The sequence below is a fragment of the Lysinibacillus sp. TE18511 genome, from assembly GCF_054062295.1.
Genome location: NZ_JBSSFD010000011.1, coordinates 1 through 16747, shown reverse-complemented (window position 1 = coordinate 16747; position 16747 = coordinate 1). Strand labels below are relative to the sequence as shown.

At 38.6% G+C, this 16747-nt stretch carries 22 protein-coding genes, 1 rRNA gene and 1 pseudogene; 21 read left to right on the top strand and 3 right to left on the bottom strand.

Going from position 1 to position 16747, the window contains the following annotated elements; genetic code table 11:
- Positions 1-14: 14 nt before the first annotated feature.
- The 15 genes and pseudogenes from ACVWXS_RS10465 to rpsI all read left to right on the top strand — a co-directional run bounded on the left by ACVWXS_RS10465 (position 15) and on the right by rpsI (position 8909).
- Positions 15-668, top strand: coding sequence for an adenylate kinase (locus ACVWXS_RS10465; RefSeq protein ID WP_368637321.1), 654 nt, complete (start codon positions 15-17; stop codon positions 666-668).
- 249 nt (positions 669-917) lie between these two features.
- A pseudogene (locus ACVWXS_RS10460) lies at positions 918-995 on the top strand (type I methionyl aminopeptidase); the annotation flags it as partial.
- An 86-nt stretch (positions 996-1081) separates the two neighbouring features.
- Positions 1082-1300: a translation initiation factor IF-1 gene (gene infA, locus ACVWXS_RS10455; protein ID WP_004233690.1), complete on the top strand. Its 219-nt coding sequence runs from the start codon at positions 1082-1084 to the stop codon at positions 1298-1300.
- Between the two features lie 37 nt (positions 1301-1337).
- The gene (gene rpmJ / locus ACVWXS_RS10450; RefSeq protein ID WP_000868344.1) at positions 1338-1451 is read left to right on the top strand and encodes a 50S ribosomal protein L36; all 114 of its coding nucleotides are present in this window, start codon (positions 1338-1340) and stop codon (positions 1449-1451) included.
- A gap of 24 nt (positions 1452-1475) precedes the next feature.
- A complete protein-coding gene (rpsM, locus tag ACVWXS_RS10445) occupies positions 1476-1841 on the top strand; it encodes a 30S ribosomal protein S13 (RefSeq protein ID WP_004233729.1) in 366 nt (121 codons plus the stop codon).
- A 25-nt stretch (positions 1842-1866) separates the two neighbouring features.
- Positions 1867-2256, top strand: a complete 390-nt coding sequence (gene rpsK / locus ACVWXS_RS10440; protein WP_368637322.1) for a 30S ribosomal protein S11 — start codon at positions 1867-1869, stop codon at positions 2254-2256.
- Positions 2257-2395: 139 nt separating this feature from the next.
- Positions 2396-3340, top strand: a complete 945-nt coding sequence (locus ACVWXS_RS10435; RefSeq protein WP_004233733.1) for a DNA-directed RNA polymerase subunit alpha — start codon at positions 2396-2398, stop codon at positions 3338-3340.
- Between the two features lie 57 nt (positions 3341-3397).
- Positions 3398-3778 carry a 50S ribosomal protein L17 gene (gene rplQ / locus ACVWXS_RS10430; RefSeq protein WP_012296051.1) on the top strand — a complete coding sequence of 127 codons (381 nt, stop codon included), beginning with the start codon at positions 3398-3400 and terminating at the stop codon, positions 3776-3778.
- A gap of 553 nt (positions 3779-4331) precedes the next feature.
- Positions 4332-5177, top strand: coding sequence for an energy-coupling factor ABC transporter ATP-binding protein (locus tag ACVWXS_RS10425; protein ID WP_368637323.1), 846 nt, complete (start codon positions 4332-4334; stop codon positions 5175-5177).
- Positions 5153-6025: an energy-coupling factor ABC transporter ATP-binding protein gene (locus ACVWXS_RS10420; protein ID WP_456958155.1), complete on the top strand. Its 873-nt coding sequence runs from the start codon at positions 5153-5155 to the stop codon at positions 6023-6025. Before ACVWXS_RS10425 ends, ACVWXS_RS10420 begins: the two co-directional genes overlap by 25 nt.
- A complete protein-coding gene (locus tag ACVWXS_RS10415; protein WP_068986531.1) occupies positions 6022-6819 on the top strand; it encodes an energy-coupling factor transporter transmembrane component T family protein in 798 nt (265 codons plus the stop codon). The genes ACVWXS_RS10420 and ACVWXS_RS10415 overlap by 4 nt, the downstream gene beginning before the upstream one ends.
- A 14-nt stretch (positions 6820-6833) precedes the next feature.
- On the top strand, positions 6834-7574 hold the full coding sequence (truA, locus tag ACVWXS_RS10410) for a tRNA pseudouridine(38-40) synthase TruA (protein WP_374964559.1): 741 nt from the start codon (positions 6834-6836) through the stop codon (positions 7572-7574).
- A 55-nt stretch (positions 7575-7629) separates the two neighbouring features.
- On the top strand, positions 7630-7773 hold the full coding sequence (locus ACVWXS_RS10405) for a hypothetical protein (protein ID WP_456958152.1): 144 nt from the start codon (positions 7630-7632) through the stop codon (positions 7771-7773).
- A 280-nt stretch (positions 7774-8053) separates the two neighbouring features.
- Positions 8054-8491, top strand: coding sequence for a 50S ribosomal protein L13 (gene rplM, locus ACVWXS_RS10400; RefSeq protein ID WP_049662886.1), 438 nt, complete (start codon positions 8054-8056; stop codon positions 8489-8491).
- 25 nt (positions 8492-8516) lie between these two features.
- On the top strand, positions 8517-8909 hold the full coding sequence (rpsI, locus tag ACVWXS_RS10395) for a 30S ribosomal protein S9 (RefSeq protein WP_004233744.1): 393 nt from the start codon (positions 8517-8519) through the stop codon (positions 8907-8909).
- 405 nt (positions 8910-9314) lie between these two features.
- Here the strand turns inward: rpsI and ACVWXS_RS10390 are convergent, their stop codons facing one another.
- Positions 9315-9800 carry a nucleoside deaminase gene (locus ACVWXS_RS10390; protein ID WP_427420674.1) on the bottom strand — a complete coding sequence of 162 codons (486 nt, stop codon included), beginning with the start codon at positions 9798-9800 and terminating at the stop codon, positions 9315-9317.
- Between the two features lie 377 nt (positions 9801-10177).
- Between ACVWXS_RS10390 and ACVWXS_RS10385 the strand changes: the two genes are divergently transcribed.
- The 4 genes from ACVWXS_RS10385 to ACVWXS_RS10370 all read left to right on the top strand — a co-directional run bounded on the left by ACVWXS_RS10385 (position 10178) and on the right by ACVWXS_RS10370 (position 14204).
- On the top strand, positions 10178-11068 hold the full coding sequence (locus ACVWXS_RS10385; protein WP_402987083.1) for a LysR family transcriptional regulator: 891 nt from the start codon (positions 10178-10180) through the stop codon (positions 11066-11068).
- 295 nt (positions 11069-11363) lie between these two features.
- Positions 11364-12236: a DUF4822 domain-containing protein gene (locus tag ACVWXS_RS10380; RefSeq protein ID WP_456958237.1), complete on the top strand. Its 873-nt coding sequence runs from the start codon at positions 11364-11366 to the stop codon at positions 12234-12236.
- A 126-nt stretch (positions 12237-12362) separates the two neighbouring features.
- Positions 12363-13076 (top strand): N-acetylmuramoyl-L-alanine amidase, encoded by a 714-nt coding sequence (locus tag ACVWXS_RS10375; RefSeq protein WP_402987087.1) that lies wholly within the window; start codon positions 12363-12365, stop codon positions 13074-13076.
- 72 nt (positions 13077-13148) lie between these two features.
- Positions 13149-14204 carry a P-loop NTPase gene (locus tag ACVWXS_RS10370; RefSeq protein ID WP_456958149.1) on the top strand — a complete coding sequence of 352 codons (1056 nt, stop codon included), beginning with the start codon at positions 13149-13151 and terminating at the stop codon, positions 14202-14204.
- Between the two features lie 53 nt (positions 14205-14257).
- On the opposite strand, the gene gerD is transcribed toward ACVWXS_RS10370, so the two are convergent.
- Positions 14258-14860 (bottom strand): spore germination lipoprotein GerD, encoded by a 603-nt coding sequence (gene gerD / locus ACVWXS_RS10365; protein WP_402987091.1) that lies wholly within the window; start codon positions 14858-14860, stop codon positions 14258-14260.
- A 153-nt stretch (positions 14861-15013) separates the two neighbouring features.
- Here gerD and ACVWXS_RS10360 point away from each other — a divergent pair, with 153 nt between their 5' ends.
- A complete protein-coding gene (locus ACVWXS_RS10360; RefSeq protein ID WP_456958147.1) occupies positions 15014-15688 on the top strand; it encodes a KinB-signaling pathway activation protein in 675 nt (224 codons plus the stop codon).
- A gap of 50 nt (positions 15689-15738) precedes the next feature.
- Here ACVWXS_RS10360 and ACVWXS_RS10355 read toward each other — a convergent pair whose 3' ends face one another.
- Positions 15739-16395 (bottom strand): hypothetical protein, encoded by a 657-nt coding sequence (locus ACVWXS_RS10355; protein WP_402987095.1) that lies wholly within the window; start codon positions 16393-16395, stop codon positions 15739-15741.
- A gap of 258 nt (positions 16396-16653) precedes the next feature.
- Between ACVWXS_RS10355 and ACVWXS_RS10350 the strand changes: the two genes are divergently transcribed.
- Positions 16654-16747 (top strand): 16S ribosomal RNA (locus ACVWXS_RS10350); the annotation flags it as partial.

Genomic DNA, 16747 nt, shown 5'->3' with positions numbered 1-16747 from the left:
GGGAATATTTCCGTATGAATATCGTTTTAATGGGTCTGCCAGGTGCTGGTAAAGGTACACAGGCAGATAAAATCGTTGAGAAGTACGCGATTCCTCATATTTCTACAGGCGATATGTTCCGTGCTGCTATGAAAGATGGCACAGAACTAGGCTTACAGGCTAAATCGTTTATTGATCAAGGTGCTCTAGTACCTGATGAAGTAACGATTGGTATTGTTCGTGAGCGACTTGCTAAACCTGATTGTGAAAAAGGATTCTTACTTGATGGTTTCCCACGTACTGTTCCTCAAGCTGAAGCTTTAGACAGCATTCTTGCTGATCTTGGCAAAGTTATTGAGCATACGTTAAACATCCAGGTTGAAAAGGATGAGCTAATTGCTCGTTTATCAGGTCGTCGTATTTGTAAAACTTGTGGTACATCTTATCATTTAATTTTCAATCCTCCAGCAGAGGAAGGGAAATGTGATAAAGATGGTGGCGAGCTTTATACACGTGCGGATGATAATCCTGAAACGGTTGCGAACCGTCTGGAAGTAAATATGAAACAAGCACAACCTTTACTTGACTACTATGAAGTAAAAAATGTGTTAACAAATATAGATGGACAGCAAAATATTAATATAGTGTTTGCTGATCTTGATGCTCTATTACAGGGCAGCCGCAGCTGATACCCGGCTCCGGGCGCAGAATACTGTTTCCGCGGGAGGCATGCGGGAGCAACAACGAAACATAATTTTTTTGAGAGTTGCAAAAGCATATTGTGCCCGGTATATATTTCTTTTAAAAAGTGCAACATTACTTTTGAAAGAGTATAATGGGTTTCGTGGAAGCATCTGTGTAACGGGTATGAATATCTCATCAAAGACATTCCGGTATTCGTGTAAACATGGGAGATTCAGTTCCCTTACTGGTTCTGTATATTCCGTGGATTGTGTGAAGCGAAACCAGACGAGCGTCTTTCAAACATCTCTCATACAATCCAAACATATGTTGAAACGAGGTTGCTTCTATGGTTGCAGCAGATATCCGTTTGATGTAACGATGAGAACTTTAATTTGCATATAGAGAGGAGACAGAGTAGATGGCGAAAGATGATGTAATTGAAGTCGAAGGGACAGTTGTTGAGACTTTGCCAAACGCGATGTTTAAGGTAGAATTAGAAAATGGACATGTGATTCTAGCACACGTTTCTGGTAAGATTCGTATGCACTTTATCCGTATTCTACCTGGAGATAAGGTTACTATCGAGTTATCTCCTTATGATTTAACTCGCGGTCGTATCACATACCGTTTTAAATAATCTTTTGCGCTCCGGACTACTAAGGAGGTTAGGTTAGATGAAAGTGAGACCATCTGTGAAACCGATCTGCGAAAAATGTAAAGTAATTCGCCGACGCGGTAAAGTAATGGTAATCTGTGAAAATCCTAAACACAAACAAAAACAAGGTTAATTCTAAAGGAGGTGCACAACGTACATGGCACGTATTGCTGGTGTTGACATTCCTCGCGACAAACGCGTGGTAATTTCATTAACGTACATTTTCGGTATTGGTAAAACTACAGCTCAGAAAGTACTAGCTGATGCAGGTATCTCAGAAGATACACGCGTACGCGACTTAACTGAAGATGAGTTAAACAAAATCCGTGAACAATTAGATTCATACAAACTTGAAGGTGACTTACGTCGCGAAACTTCATTAAACATTAAACGTCTGATGGAAATCGGTTCATTCCGTGGTATCCGTCACCGTCGTGGTTTACCTGTTCGTGGTCAAAATACGAAGAACAATGCGCGTACGCGTAAAGGTCCTCGTAAAACAGTTGCGAACAAGAAAAAATAATAAGTAAAGGAGGTTCCTTCTTAACATGGCTCGTAAACAACAAACTCGTAAACGTCGTGTGAAAAAGAATATCGAATCAGGTATTGCACATATTCGTTCTACATTTAACAATACAATCGTAACGATTACAGATATGCAAGGTAACGCTGTATCTTGGTCAAGTGCTGGTGCTCTTGGTTTCCGTGGTTCACGTAAATCTACACCATTCGCTGCTCAAATGGCTGCAGAAACTGCTGCTAAATCATCCCTTGAACATGGTCTGAAAACGTTGGAAGTAACTGTTAAAGGTCCTGGTGCAGGTCGTGAAGCTGCAATTCGTGCACTTCAAGCTGCTGGTTTAGAAGTAACTGCTATTAAAGACGTTACTCCAGTTCCTCATAATGGTTGCCGTCCGCCAAAACGTCGTCGCGTGTAATGGGTGCGTCTCATATTGTATGAGAACATCATTTTTTGTACAGACTGTCTTGTGCAGATAATAAACGATACGTCATTGACGATCGAATCTATGATGGAAAGAACCTATACATTCGATGTTTTGAGGGAGGGTAAATGAAATGATCGAAATTGAAAAACCAAAGATTGAAACGGTGGAGATCAGCGAAGATTCCAAATATGGAAAGTTTGTTGTAGAACCGCTTGAACGCGGATATGGAAACACTTTGGGTAATTCTTTACGTCGTATCCTTCTGTCTTCATTACCAGGAGCTGCTGTCACTTCAATTCAAATTGACGGTGTTCTTCACGAATTCTCAACTGTAGAAGGCGTAGTAGAAGATGTAGCTTCAATTATTTTGAACGTGAAAAAACTTGCTCTTAAAATCTACTCTGACGAAGAAAAAGTTATTGAGATTGATGTAAAAGGCGATGGTACAGTTACAGCTGCTGATATTACACATGACAGTGATGTAGAAATTTTAAACCCGGATCTATATATTGCAACAATCGCTAAAAACGGTCATTTACGTATGCGTATGTACGCTCAACGCGGCCGTGGTTACACTCCTGCTGATCAAAACAAACGTGAGGATCTTCCTATCGGCGTGATCCCGATCGACTCTATTTACACTCCAGTATCACGCGTCAATTTCCAAGTGGAAAATACTCGTGTAGGTCAGTCTTCTGACTACGATAAACTTTCTCTTGATGTGTGGACAGATGGTAGCATCGGTCCGAAAGAGGCGATTTCGCTCGGAGCAAAAATTTTAACCGAGCATCTTAACATCTTCGTTGGCATGACAGATGAGGCACAAACTGCTGAAATCATGGTCGAAAAAGAAGAAGATCAAAAAGAAAAAGTTTTAGAGATGACTATCGAAGAACTTGATCTTTCTGTTCGTTCTTATAACTGCTTAAAACGCGCTGGTATTAACACAGTACTAGAACTTGCGAATAAGTCAGAAGACGATATGATGAAAGTTCGTAACCTTGGACGTAAGTCACTAGAAGAAGTAAAAGCGAAGTTAGAAGAGCTTGGTTTAGGATTACGCAAAGAAGACTAAGCGATTTAAACAAAACTTACAAGATCAGATATCTTTTAATAAAGGAGGGAAACATCCATGGGTTACAGAAAACTTGGTCGTACAAGTTCTCAACGTAAAGCGATGTTACGTGACTTAGCTACTGATTTAATCATCAACGAGCGTATCGAAACTACTGAGGCTCGCGCTAAAGAAGTACGTAAAGCTGTTGAAAAAATGATTACTTTAGGTAAACGCGGAGATTTACATGCACGCCGTCAAGCTGCTGCATTCATCCGTCGTGAACTAGTAACAACTACTGATGCAGAAGGTAACGAAACAACTTCATTTGCACTTCAAAAGTTATTTGATGATGTTGCACCACGTTATGCAGAGCGTCAAGGTGGTTACACTCGTATTCTTAAAGTAGGTCCTCGTCGTGGTGACGGTGCACCTGTTGTTGTGATTGAATTAGTTTAATCATAATAGAAGACAAGTGGTGAAGAGGGTGGAATCACCACCCTCTTTCTTTATAAACGATTTATACGACAAATAATTAAGCTGAGCGTTATGATGAGCGGACACTGTTGTGTGGCGTCTCGTTTAGCTCTCCGCACCTCATTCAGAGGAAACAAGGGCTTGAGCACCCATGTTTCTTGAAAATGTAACGACTAGCGCATTTCTATTGAATGAGGTGCGCGCTTTTTTATTTTTTAGAGAAGTATTTGATAGCGCCAATAGTGGTGCTTTTTTTAATATGCGGGCTTTTTATATTTTGTTTCTATAATGAATGTTGTCGGAACGTTTGGGTAACTTTTAAATCTTCACTTTAATAGTTGATGTATTTAAATTTGGGGGTATCATTTTGTATATTAAAAGATATTCTATAAATTATATTTAGTACTATATAGGAAAACAAAAGAAAGTCTTTTTTGCACTTTTCTTTTATCGACATAATGATTGTAGTAGAATTCATACATAAAAAAGTGTAAGTTAGTTAGTAGAGCTGAGCATGTAGAGAGGAGTTCTAGAAATGCCAGAAATTTTATCATTAAATAATGTGACATTTTCATATACACCAGAAGAAAAACGAAGTCGTAATGCTGTTGAAAATGTAAGCTTTTCGGTACAGGAAGGGGAATGGATTGCCATTGTCGGCCATAACGGTTCTGGTAAATCCACGATAGCGAAGCTTATGAATGGCTTGCTATACCCACAACAGGGCGATGTGCGTATACTGCGCGAAGTGTTGAATGAGGAAAACCTATGGGAGAGCCGTTCACAGATGGGCATGGTTTTTCAAAATCCAGACAATCAATTTGTTGGAGCGACAGTGCAGGATGATGTTGCTTTTGCCCTTGAAAATAACGGAGTACCATTCGAAGAGATGGTGGAACGTGTACATGCGGCACTCGAACAAGTAAAAATGGGGAATTTTTTAGATCATGAGCCGCATCACTTATCAGGTGGGCAAAAGCAGCGTGTTGCTATTGCTGGTGCACTTGCATTGAAACCAAAGCTCCTGATTCTAGACGAAGCTACGTCAATGCTAGATCCACAGGGACGTGCTGAGGTATTACAAACAGTACAAGCATTACGTGCTGAAACAGGGCTAACAGTAATATCCATTACACACGATTTAGAAGAAGCGATGCTTGCAGATCGTGTTCTCTTTATGAATGATGGAAAAAAATTTGCTGAAGGTTCACCTGATGAAATTTTTGCGCTGGGGGACAAGCTAGTTGAGTTTGGGCTAGACTTACCATTTGCCATGAAGTTATCAAAGTTATTACAAAAGGAAGGTGTTCCGTTAATGGGACAACATATGACAGAAGAAGAGTTGGTGAATGATTTATGGACATCAAACTTCAACAAGTAAGCTATGCCTATGCACAGGGTACGCCTTTTGAAAAACGTGCATTATTCGATATAGATTTTGAAATTCTTTCACATACGTATCAGGCGATAATTGGGCATACTGGCTCCGGTAAGTCGACAATTCTTCAGCATTTTAATGCACTTCTAAAACCAACTTCAGGGGAAGTACATATTGGAGATCGCATTGTTGTAGCTGGAAAAAAGGCGAAGGATTTAAAGGCTGTACGTCAAAAGGTTGGTATTGTGTTTCAATTCCCGGAGCATCAGTTGTTTGAAGAAACGGTATTAAAGGATATTATGTTTGGTCCTATGAACTTTGGTGTATCGGAGAAAGAGGCCGAAGCGCGAGCAAGAGAACTTGTAGGCTTAGTAAGTTTACCAGAGGACGTACTTGAAAAATCACCTTTTGATTTATCAGGTGGACAAATGCGCAGAGTGGCCATTGCTGGTGTATTAGCGATGGAGCCTGAAGTTATTGTATTAGATGAACCAACTGCAGGGCTTGATCCACGTGGTCAGAAAGAGATTATGGATATGTTTTATAAGCTACATCAGGAACGTGGTTTAACGACGATTCTCGTTACGCATAGTATGGAGGACGCAGCTCGTTACGCGGACAATATCGTCATTATGCATGAAGGGAAAAATGTATTACGTGGTACACCGCAAGACATTTTCAAAGATGTGGAGACATTAAAAAATCTTCGCTTAGAACCACCTCGTATCGTACGCTTTCAACAAAAAATCGAAAAAATGATAAATACACCCTTCTCAAAGATATGCTTAACCGAAGAAGAGCTAGCTACTGAAATTGCTCGAGTGCTAAGAGAGGAGCGTGCAGAATCATGATGGAGAAAATGATATTTGGGCGCTTCTTACCAGGGGATTCTCCAGTTCATAAGCTCGACCCACGATCAAAGCTTATATTTGTGTTTGCGTTCATTATTATTGTTTTTTTAGCAAACAATACAGTGACATATGCCCTACTATTGGCATTTACCTTACTCGTTGTACTAGTGTCACGTATTCGTCTGTATTTTTTAATTAATGGTCTAAAGCCAGTGCTCTTTTTAATGGCTTTTACATTCCTGCTGCATATTTTTATGACGAGGGAAGGCGCTGTAGTTTTCGAATGGAAGTTTATCACGATCTATGAAGAAGGTCTCCGACAAGGGATATTTATTTCGATACGTTTCTTAGTTCTAGTGTTTATGACATCTATCTTAACGCTTACGACATCACCGATTTCTATTACGGATGGCATTGAAGTACTGCTAAATCCGTTAAAAGCGGTGAAAGTGCCTGTGCATGAGTTAGCTCTGATGATGTCTATATCATTGCGCTTTATTCCAACGCTAATGGATGAAACAGATAAAATTATGAAGGCGCAAATGGCACGTGGTTCTGATTTATCTTCTGGACCGATAAAAGATCGTATCAAAGCGGTTGTACCATTATTGGTGCCTCTCTTTGTAAGTGCTTTTAAACGAGCCGAGGATTTAGCAACAGCTATGGAAGTAAGAGGTTACCGTGGAGGAGAAGGCCGTACAAGATATCGCAAGCTAAAATGGGATATGAGTGATACATTTGCACTCGTGCTATTAGGAGCAATGGCCGTTTTACTATTCTTCTATAGAAGTTAAAAGGAGTAAGCTTTATGCGACGATTAAAAGTAATAATTAGTTATGATGGAACGCAATTCTCTGGCTATCAAGTACAGCCTGGGGAGCGGACAGTACAGGCAGAACTTGAGCGTGTTCTAGCCATTATGCATAAAGGGGAAAAGGTAAAGGTAACAGCGAGTGGACGTACAGATGCAAGAGTGCATGCAATAGGCCAAACATTGCATTTTGATTCACCACTTGCGATTCCGGTAGATAAATACATGAAGGCATTGAATGTTCAACTGCCAAGAGATATTCGAGTAATGTCGATTGAAGAAGTAGCTGTTGATTTTCACGCGCGCTACAGTGTAACAGGGAAGCGATATCGATATATATGGTCATGTGAGTCTGTACAGAGTCCATTTCGTAGATATTATACGGTAGAGACAAATGGTGTAAAACCAAATGTTGAGGCAATGCAGGAGGCAGCAAAGGCTATTATCGGTACACATGATTTTTCATGCTTTTGTGCAGCCAATACAAGTGTCAAAGATAAGGTGCGAACGGTGACGTCGTTACAATTTGAATGGCATGGTGAGGAGCTGCATATGGTAATTGAAGGAAATGGTTTCTTGTATAATATGGTACGTATTATCGCAGGCACACTTTGGGAAGTTGGTGTAGGACGACGCGATATTGAAAACGTAGAGCTAGTCGTTAAATCTATGAATCGCGATCAAGCGGGGAAAACTGCACCTCCACAAGGTCTGTATCTTGAGAAGGTTTTCTATTAAAGAATCACCACCAAAAGTTATGATGCCATTTTAGAACGTATGCCATGCATATAAGTTGATTGGAGTGGAGGCTGGACGCCCCCAGGAAGCTCTGCTCTGCGCGAAAGCGAAGCGTCAGCGGCAAATGTTTTATCTGTGCGAAAGCGAAGCGTCAGCAACAAAGCGCCCAGCCGGAACGGAGATCAACCCCACGTTATGATGACGAATCATTAAGAAGAACAACTAGCAAATGTTATAGAATTCTTGAAGCGAAATATCATTGTATTTTTATAAAATAAAGGCTCACAAACGCCTTAATTCTAACAATCGATGAATCTGAACAACTTCTCCAGGTGTTTATTGAAATTGCTTGACTTTAAAAGTCATTCATTATATGATAACAGATGGTATTTTCATTACCACCACAAATAAGCCCCGAAAACTTATAGTGTAGTTTAATGAAAAATAACGGTAATCGAATCGATTAGGAGGATATATACATGCGTACAACATTCATGGCTAAAGGTCACGAAGTAGACCGTAAATGGCTAGTAGTTGATGCAGAAGGCCAAACTCTTGGACGTTTAGCTTCTGAAGTAGCTGCTATCTTACGTGGTAAACATAAACCAACATTCACACCAAACGTTGACACAGGTGATCACGTAATCATCATCAACGCTGACAAAATCCATTTAACTGGTAACAAATTAGAGGGTAAACTTTACCGTCACCATACTCAATTTGCGGGTGGTTTAAAAACTCGTACTGCTGGTGAAATGTTAGATAAATACCCAACACGAATGATCGAATTAGCAATTAAAGGGATGCTTCCTAAAAACTCTTTAGGTCGCAAAATGTTCACTAAACTTAACGTTTACACTGGAACAGAGCATCCACATGCTGCACAAAAACCAGAAGCTTACGAGCTTCGCGGATAATATAAATTAAGAGGAGGATATTACTTTGGCACAAGTTCAATACATCGGCACTGGTCGCCGTAAAAGCTCTGTAGCTCGCGTACGTTTAGTACCAGGTACAGGTAAAATTGTTATCAACAAACGTGAAATCGAAGAATACGTACCATTCGCTGCATTACGCGAAGTAATTAAACAACCATTAGTGGCTACTGAAACAACTGGAAGCTACGATATCCACGTAAACGTTAACGGTGGTGGATACACTGGTCAAGCTGGTGCAGTACGTCACGGTATCGCTCGTGCTCTACTTCAAGTAGACCCAGATTTCCGTGCTGCATTAAAATCTGCTGGATTACTTACTCGTGATTCACGCATGAAAGAACGTAAAAAACCAGGTCTACGCGGCGCTCGTCGTGCACCTCAGTTCTCAAAACGTTAATCATACGATTATCAACGTTTTCAAGCCCTTTCCCGGTTCTGTCGGGAAAGGGTTTTTTGTATGCCTTGAAACCCTTTGCTATGTGAGTGGTTCTGGCAAGCTGGTAGCTATGGACAAGAAAATACCCCAAACGCACAATAAAGTTTGGTCTGGTCAACCGACTTCATGCGAAAGGGGCACCCAAATGTTAATGCGATAAGAAAGTATAAAAAATGGCAGGTAGCTTTAAATTAGGAGTCACAGATACCTACCAAAAAGATAGATACAATTCTTCTTTTATAACAGAAAAAGAGCTGGGACAAAACTGGCCAAACCCTTAAAAAGCGCGAGAAATCAATTTTAGAAACGTTGATTTCTCGCGCTTTTCTGATGAGAATTATTCATAAACCTTTCCCGACAATAAGTTCAATGCTTCGCCGCATAAAACTGGCGATGAAGTTTACGAACTTCCTCCACAAGCTCAGGAACAGGGCCTTCTATTGTAGTATCACGTATGACTTCATGAATAGGCAAACTGCGTACACGTGATGTATAAACGACGTCCATTGCATTTAGCCATTGTGTTAACTGTTTTGAGGAACTTACATAAACAATCCGACCTAAGCCAACCCAGCCGTGAGCGGCCGCGCACATTGGGCAATGTTCGCCAGAGGTGTATACGGTTGCCTTGCTTCGCTCTTCAGTAGTCATGTTTTCAGCAGCCCAACGTGCCAGCGCAAATTCCGGATGCTGAGTATAATCCCCGCCCGAAACATGATTATGGTCTTCCGCAAGTACGTCTCCGTTAGCAGAAACGAGAACTGAACCGAATGGCTCGTCTCCAACCTGCAAAGCAAATTTTGCAAGTTCAATACAGCGTCTTAGATGCTTTAAATCTGTCTCGTTTATCATGTTGAATCCTCCTTGAATATTAGAAGTAACTTACAATATTAAGTAATGAACTTTCATAAACGCTTTCCAATTAACGAGCCATTGCCTAAGCTTTACCTATTATTTTCTGCTCCAACTTTTATTAATATGTTGTCGAATTTCATGAAATCCTAGTTTTCGTGCACGTTGCTACGGTGTCATCCCATCTCTATCACCAATACTTGTATCAGCGTCATGATTGAACATGCCCGCGTTGAAGCAGGATAATCGTTATGCCTCTTTCCGATTCTCGTTTCATCGTTCATTAAAAATATGGTAACATGAAGATATTTAAACAAAAAATATATTAATACTATCAATTACTTAAGTTTTTCATATATAAAAGGAGGTTTTCTTCGATGGACATAAGACAACTGCGATATTTTATTGCAATTGTAGAGGAAAAAAGCATTTCAGCTGCTGCGAAGAGACTGCATCTTTCTCAGCCTCCATTAAGTCAACAATTGAAAGCAATGGAAGAAGAACTAGGCTCAATATTAATAGAGAGAAGCAAAAAACATTTAGAAGTAACGGAGGCAGGAAAAGCTTTATATAAATATGCTTTACAAATGATTCAGTTAATGGACGAGGCAAAGATGGAAGTGAAGGAAGTAGGAAGCGGAGTAAAAGGTAGACTAACGATAGGCATAAATACGTTTTCAGATGTTTCGTTACCTGAAATCCTCCATCAATTTCGAAATCACTACCCTAAGGTGACGTTTAAAATTCAGCAAAATGAGTCTGCTGTACTTTGTCAATTAGTAAGAGATCGTGTAATTGAGTTAGCAATTATTCGATTACCGCTTGAGTTAAATGACTTTTCAGTTGTCCATCTTTATAATGAACCCTTCTATTTCATCACATCTAATAAACAGAAACCGTTCAATCATGAAGTAACGCTTACAGACATTCAAAACTATCCGCTTATACTACCAAGTACACAAGGTTTAGGTGTTCACTATTTGATTTTGGAAGCTTTTTCTCGAATGAATTTAAATCCTTATCTAGTTGGTGAGTGCTCAGATATTTCTCTTTTAATGGATTTAATTTCATCTGATTTTTGCACGTCGATTGTTCCAGAGACATTGCTTAAACGTCATAAAGGGTATGCTATACATGCTTATAAAATTTCAGGTGCAACTGAGTTTTCGTCACCTGTTGGGTTAATATGGATGAAGAATTATCGCTTGTCCAATACCGCCCAACATTTTATCGAATTACTTAAAAATCATTTGCAACTGTATACATAACTGCATAGAGTTGCAAAAACCTTGTCACTTCACACTTAGTGGCGGGGTTTTTGCGTTCTTTAGTATTAGAAAAATAAACATATATCAAGTATTTGCATTTAGCGATAAAAAGGTACCGCTGATTTAGTAATAAACAAGTGATGAGTATTTAATGTGGAAATGGTTGATACTACTTATAGGTTGATTATTTTATGCTGAAAAATGGAGGTTAGTACCTATGAAAAAGCTATTAATAGTATCACTTGCAACAATGGCATTACTTGCTGCATGTCAGAATAAAGCAGATGTTAAAAAAATGGAGGAAGTAAAAACAGAAAATACTGCAGATAAAAGGCAAGTAGAAATAACAAAAGGTCAAGCAAATGCCAATATTCTTAGTAGCACAAACTGGCAGGGCACAAAAGTTTACGATAAAAATAAAAAAGATTTAACAGCTGAAAATTCAAATTTTATTGGTTTAGCCAAATATGACGCTGAGTCAGGACGTTATGAATTTTTTGATCCAAATACAGGTCAAAGCCGCGATGATAAAGGTGTTTTCTTTATTACGAATGATGGAAAACATAGAATATTGATTTCAGAAACGAAAAATTACCAAGCAATTGTTGAAATTACTGAGCTAAAAAATAATATGTTCACGTATAAACGAATGGGGAAAGATGCAAATGGTAACGATGTAGAAGTATTCGTTGAGCATGTCCCTTATAAGGATAAAAAGCTTACATTTACTGAACCAGATAAAACTTTAAATACTTCTACAGGCACTATCGTAAAAGATGTTGATGGAGATAAGATTTTAGCTGATACACTTTGGCAGGGAACCGTTGTATTAGATGTAAACAAAAATGATGTAACACAATATAATACTAATTTTATTAGCCTTGCGAAATATGATGCTAATACGAATAAATATGAATTTTTCAATCCTGAAACAGGTAAAAGTCGTGGTGACTATGGTTACTTTAATGTGATCGATGGAAATAAATTAAGAGCTCATGTTTCAATTGGTGACAAAAAATATGGGGCTGTGCTCGAAATAACTGAGCTAAATAATAAGAAATTCACATATAAAAGAACTGGTAAAGATAAAGATGGTAAGGATATAACAGTATTTGTTGAGCATGAGCCTTATACAGGTAAGTTTAAACCAGAATTTACACTAAAATAAACAGCAATAGTCCTCGTACAGATCAAGATCAAACTCTCAAATTCAATACTTGAGAGTTTTTTTTACTTTCTGGCATAGTTTAATCACTAACTTCGTACACTGAATGTAAAAGGGTGGTGGATATAGGTGAAGCGCTGGCTTGCACTAGGAGTAATTATGCTGATGAGTATAGTGGTCGTGGCATACGAAACGAATGCTTCGGACCGCAACTTCTTTTTACCGGACCCACTTGGTGGCCTGAAAATAGTTATTGATGCGGGGCACGGAGGTCAGGATGGAGGGGCTTCAAAGGGCGAAGTAATTGAAAAGGAGATTACACTTGCAATTGCTCAGCATGTGGAGAAGCAATTAAAGAAAAAAGGCGCAACAGTCGTAATGACACGAACAAAAGATGGAGATGTTATCGACGAGCACGCGTCATCAGAAAAGTATGGAACATTGAGAGAACGAAAGAAGCAGGATATCTTTCTAAGAAAAGACATAGTAGAAAAGGAAAAACCGGATGTTTTTATTACAATTCATGCAAATGCCATTCCTGAAACAAAATGGCGTGGAGCACAGGTGTTTTATCATAAAGAGGGACATGCTGAAAGTGAATTATTAGCCAAGAACATTCAAGAATCTATTCGTACTAATTTGAAAAATACCGATCGAGAAGCGTTGTCTATAAAGCAAATATATTTACTGAAAAAAGCTGAGGTACCTGCTGCTCTAGTAGAAACTGGGTTTATAAGTAATGATGAGGAACGTGCACTATTAACTGATAAAAAATACCAAGAGAAAATGGGAGATGCAATTGTTGAAGGTATTGAAGCGTATTTATTAGCTAAAATTGAATAGAGCAACAACACAACGTAAATCAAATCATTTATGATATACTAACATTGAGATAATATAAGGGGAGTGTTCGTCGTGATAACTGAACAACAAGTACATGAAATATTAGGACAACTACAAGATCCATTTTTACATAAATCACTTGCAGAAACAGACGGTATAACAAATGTAGCAATAAAAGAAGAGAAAAATCATGTCAGTGTAAAAATTGCGATTGCAAAAACAAATACACCTGAACAATTACAGTTCCAAATGACAATTGTTGAAATTTTGAAAGAAGCGGGTGCTGATACAGTTGGTATTCGTTTCGAAGAGATGTCTGCAGAAAAACTTCAAAGCTTCCGTGGAGTTGCAACTGAGGCTGAGGCACAAGATATTTTATCTCCGCTTAGCACGGTACAAGTTATTTCAATTGCCTCTGGTAAAGGCGGTGTAGGGAAATCTACGGTATCAGTTAACTTAGCTGTTGCATTAGCTCGTCTAGGTAAGAAGGTTGGCTTGATTGATGCTGATATTTATGGATTCAGTGTGCCTGATATGATGGGTGTTACAGATATGCCAAAAGTGGTAAACAATCGAATTTTCCCTGTTGATCGCCTTGGAGTGAAAATGATTTCAATGGGCTTCTTTGTTGAAAACAACGCACCGATTGTATGGCGTGGACCAATGTTAGGTAAAGTGTTAGATCAGTTCTTCCGTGATGTAGAATGGGGCGAGCTAGATTATCTACTATTAGATTTACCACCAGGTACAGGTGACGTTGCATTAGATATTCACCAGATGCTTCCTTCATCTAAAGAAATTGTCGTAACAACACCACATCCAACGGCAGCGTTCGTAGCAGCTCGTGCAGGTGCAATGGCTCTACAAACAGACCATGAAATTTTAGGTGTTGTTGAAAATATGGCATGGTATGAATCGAAATCAGGTGAACGTGAATTTGTTTTCGGTCAAGGTGGAGGTCCGAAATTAGCTGAAGAGCTACGTTCAGAGCTACTTGGTCAAATTCCTCTTGGTCAACCTGACTGGTCAGATGCAGATTTTGCACCTTCTGTTTATGCTGAAAAACACACAACAGGACAAATTTATTTAGACATCGCGACGAAAATCATTAATAAATTAAATAAATAATGAAAACGGATTTCCTCAAACAATGGAGGAAATCCGTTTTTACATATAAGGGGTTACTGAGTGCTCTTTTCTTCTTTGTTTGTACCTTCACCGCCAGCTGCTTTTTTTTCACCGCCTGCAGCTTTTCCAGCTTCACCGCCGCTCTTCTGAATAAGCTCCTGCCATTTTGCTTGCATAAGTGGACTTTCTATCGTTTCTTTCACAATTTCCTCCACTTGTTTCCTCATGTTGGAGGATTTTAAAATGGTCTCTAACTGTTTTTGCATATCTGGCTGACCAAAGAATGCCTCCATATCCTTTTGGAAAGCAGGGTCTTTCATTAATTCCTTCATAATATCCTGCTGCTGCTTTTGCATACTTTTAGCTACCGTTTCTTTAAATTTTGGATCTTCAAATGTTTTCTTCCAAAATTCTTCTGCTTTCGGGGAAAGCAAGGTTTCCTCGGTAGCCTTCTTTACTTCTTCATGTTCCAAAACCAATAATTCACGGAAACTGGGGTCCTCTAAAAGCTGCCGCAACGCCTTTTTACCATCCTCGGTTTGTAAAGAGTCGATCATTATTTTTTTTATTTCATCATAGGACATGGTAGAGGTTTTCTCTTGTGAACAGGCAGAAAGAAAAAGTATTAGAAATAGCAATAAGGTAAATTTTCGCATTAATAATCAGTCCTTTCTATAGATAGACTCTTTCAATTATTGTTCACATTTACGATGACTTTATGTATTGGTTAGGATGAGAAATAGCTTTTTTAACGATGCATTGTTAAAATGAATACAGATATACATTGAGAAATTGGGGGACTTTTAGTTGTGACGATACGAAATTGGGCAAAGTTTTTCTTCTTTGCGATGCTCGTTGGTGGCGCAGTCAACGGAATTTGCAGTTTATTTATTCGATGGGAATTCTTCCAACCATATGCGGCAAATGGTCAATGGGGTGAATTCTTGGCCGGACTTTTATGGATGGTCTTCTTAGGATTTACAATGAGTGTTATTGCACAGGCAGGCTTTTTTGCATATTTAACGCTCCATCAAGTGGGAGTTAATATTTTTAGAACACTGACATTATGGAATTGGGTACAGCTGTTATTAATTGCTATTACTATTTTCGATATTATTTTCTTCCGTTTTGTACCTGGCATCAAGGAGGGGCAAAGTTGGGTGTTCTATATTGGCTTGTTAATTGTATTAATATTCGGAGCCGTAGCAACAGCCATTCAAAAAGTAAAATTAACAGGAAAAAAACATGTTTTCATTTCAGCTTTATTTTTTATGGTTGTCGTTACAACATTGGAATGGACAATTGCATTAATGGGTCGCGATGAAAATATTAACGAGTATGTTGCATTATTACTATTTCCACTACTCGCGGTAAATGCTTATCAATTATTAGTATTACCAAAATATAATGCGAAATCCGATGAGGATCGTCAAAAATTAGAAGCACGCCGTAAAGCGCGTCTTGAACAAGCAAAAAATGCATAATAATTTAAAGAAAAAGTTGCCCCTAGAAAACGTAGGTGGCAACTTTTTTGTTAGGGTGATTTTTTAGTTTGCACTTTATAGCCAAATATATTTTCCTCAACCGACATAAATTTATTTTGTTGTAGAAATGTGTTTAGCTCTTTTAACGAGATTTGATTATTTTGGTGTAAAGAAATAAAAACAAAATCGCCCTTTTGTAATTTAGGTGTTTTTTCCCCTTTCCAGATTAGAGAGGGAGAAAGTATATTCATCTGCTGTTGAAATAAGTTTTTTTGTAAATCCTGAGAATATTGGTGGTTTCGAGTTGCAAACCAAAGCGGTGTTTCTTTCATGTGCTTTTCGTAAATATTAATATCTTTTTGCACGACGGCAAGATCAATTGGTTTATCCACTGAATCCTCAGGTCCTAATAATCCTGTAGGTAGTTTTCTCTCTTGAATAATTTTTATGTGTTCGGGTGAACGTTCAATCCAAGCAGCATCTAACAAGAGAAGCGGATAAGGTGCTTTTACAGTTTTAAGCCAATCCAACAGAGTGTCATCAGAAAAAGAAATTTCGACAATAAGTGATGTACCATAATATCCTTTTGTTACAACTGCTGGAGCATCAGCGATGTTAAATACAGAAATCATAGTAGAATTTATTGGCTTTATAAAGACAAACAGTATTACGATAAAAAGCAGTGAAATCAACGTTTTACGAAACATCATAACGACCTCGTTTCTAGATAAAAATAAAGTTCTTAAAAAAACTTATGATTTAGTGTTGACTTTCATGAATAATCGATGTTATTATGTATAAGTCGCCAAGAGGTGACGCATTAAACGAAAAAATGAACCTTGAAAACTGAACAAGCAAAACGTAATCAATAAAGTTTTAAGTAATTAACTTTTGTTAGTGAACAAAACAAAATTTTGGACATCAAACATGATGCCAGCAAAACAATTTGAGCTAATCAAATTTCTTTTATGGAGAGTTTGATCCTGGCTCAGGACGAACGCTGGCGGCGTGCCTAATACATGCAAGTCGAGCGAACAGAGAAGGAGCTTGCTCCTTTGA

What these genes read in the sequence shown, in the direction of transcription:
- ACVWXS_RS10465 (WP_368637321.1), top strand. Translation starts at nt 15, where the DNA reads ATGAATATCGTTTTAATGGGTCTGCCAGGTGCTGGTAAAGGTACACAG.
- infA (WP_004233690.1), top strand. Translation starts at nt 1,082, where the DNA reads ATGGCGAAAGATGATGTAATTGAAGTCGAAGGGACAGTTGTTGAGACT.
- rpmJ (WP_000868344.1), top strand. Translation starts at nt 1,338, where the DNA reads ATGAAAGTGAGACCATCTGTGAAACCGATCTGCGAAAAATGTAAAGTA.
- rpsM (WP_004233729.1), top strand. Translation starts at nt 1,476, where the DNA reads ATGGCACGTATTGCTGGTGTTGACATTCCTCGCGACAAACGCGTGGTA.
- rpsK (WP_368637322.1), top strand. Translation starts at nt 1,867, where the DNA reads ATGGCTCGTAAACAACAAACTCGTAAACGTCGTGTGAAAAAGAATATC.
- ACVWXS_RS10435 (WP_004233733.1), top strand. Translation starts at nt 2,396, where the DNA reads ATGATCGAAATTGAAAAACCAAAGATTGAAACGGTGGAGATCAGCGAA.
- rplQ (WP_012296051.1), top strand. Translation starts at nt 3,398, where the DNA reads ATGGGTTACAGAAAACTTGGTCGTACAAGTTCTCAACGTAAAGCGATG.
- ACVWXS_RS10425 (WP_368637323.1), top strand. Translation starts at nt 4,332, where the DNA reads ATGCCAGAAATTTTATCATTAAATAATGTGACATTTTCATATACACCA.
- ACVWXS_RS10420 (WP_456958155.1), top strand. Translation starts at nt 5,153, where the DNA reads ATGGACATCAAACTTCAACAAGTAAGCTATGCCTATGCACAGGGTACG.
- ACVWXS_RS10415 (WP_068986531.1), top strand. Translation starts at nt 6,022, where the DNA reads ATGATGGAGAAAATGATATTTGGGCGCTTCTTACCAGGGGATTCTCCA.
- truA (WP_374964559.1), top strand. Translation starts at nt 6,834, where the DNA reads ATGCGACGATTAAAAGTAATAATTAGTTATGATGGAACGCAATTCTCT.
- rplM (WP_049662886.1), top strand. Translation starts at nt 8,054, where the DNA reads ATGCGTACAACATTCATGGCTAAAGGTCACGAAGTAGACCGTAAATGG.
- ACVWXS_RS10390 (WP_427420674.1), bottom strand. Translation starts at nt 9,800, where the DNA reads ATGATAAACGAGACAGATTTAAAGCATCTAAGACGCTGTATTGAACTT.
- ACVWXS_RS10385 (WP_402987083.1), top strand. Translation starts at nt 10,178, where the DNA reads ATGGACATAAGACAACTGCGATATTTTATTGCAATTGTAGAGGAAAAA.
- ACVWXS_RS10380 (WP_456958237.1), top strand. Translation starts at nt 11,364, where the DNA reads ATGGAGGAAGTAAAAACAGAAAATACTGCAGATAAAAGGCAAGTAGAA.
- gerD (WP_402987091.1), bottom strand. Translation starts at nt 14,860, where the DNA reads ATGCGAAAATTTACCTTATTGCTATTTCTAATACTTTTTCTTTCTGCC.
- ACVWXS_RS10355 (WP_402987095.1), bottom strand. Translation starts at nt 16,395, where the DNA reads ATGTTTCGTAAAACGTTGATTTCACTGCTTTTTATCGTAATACTGTTT.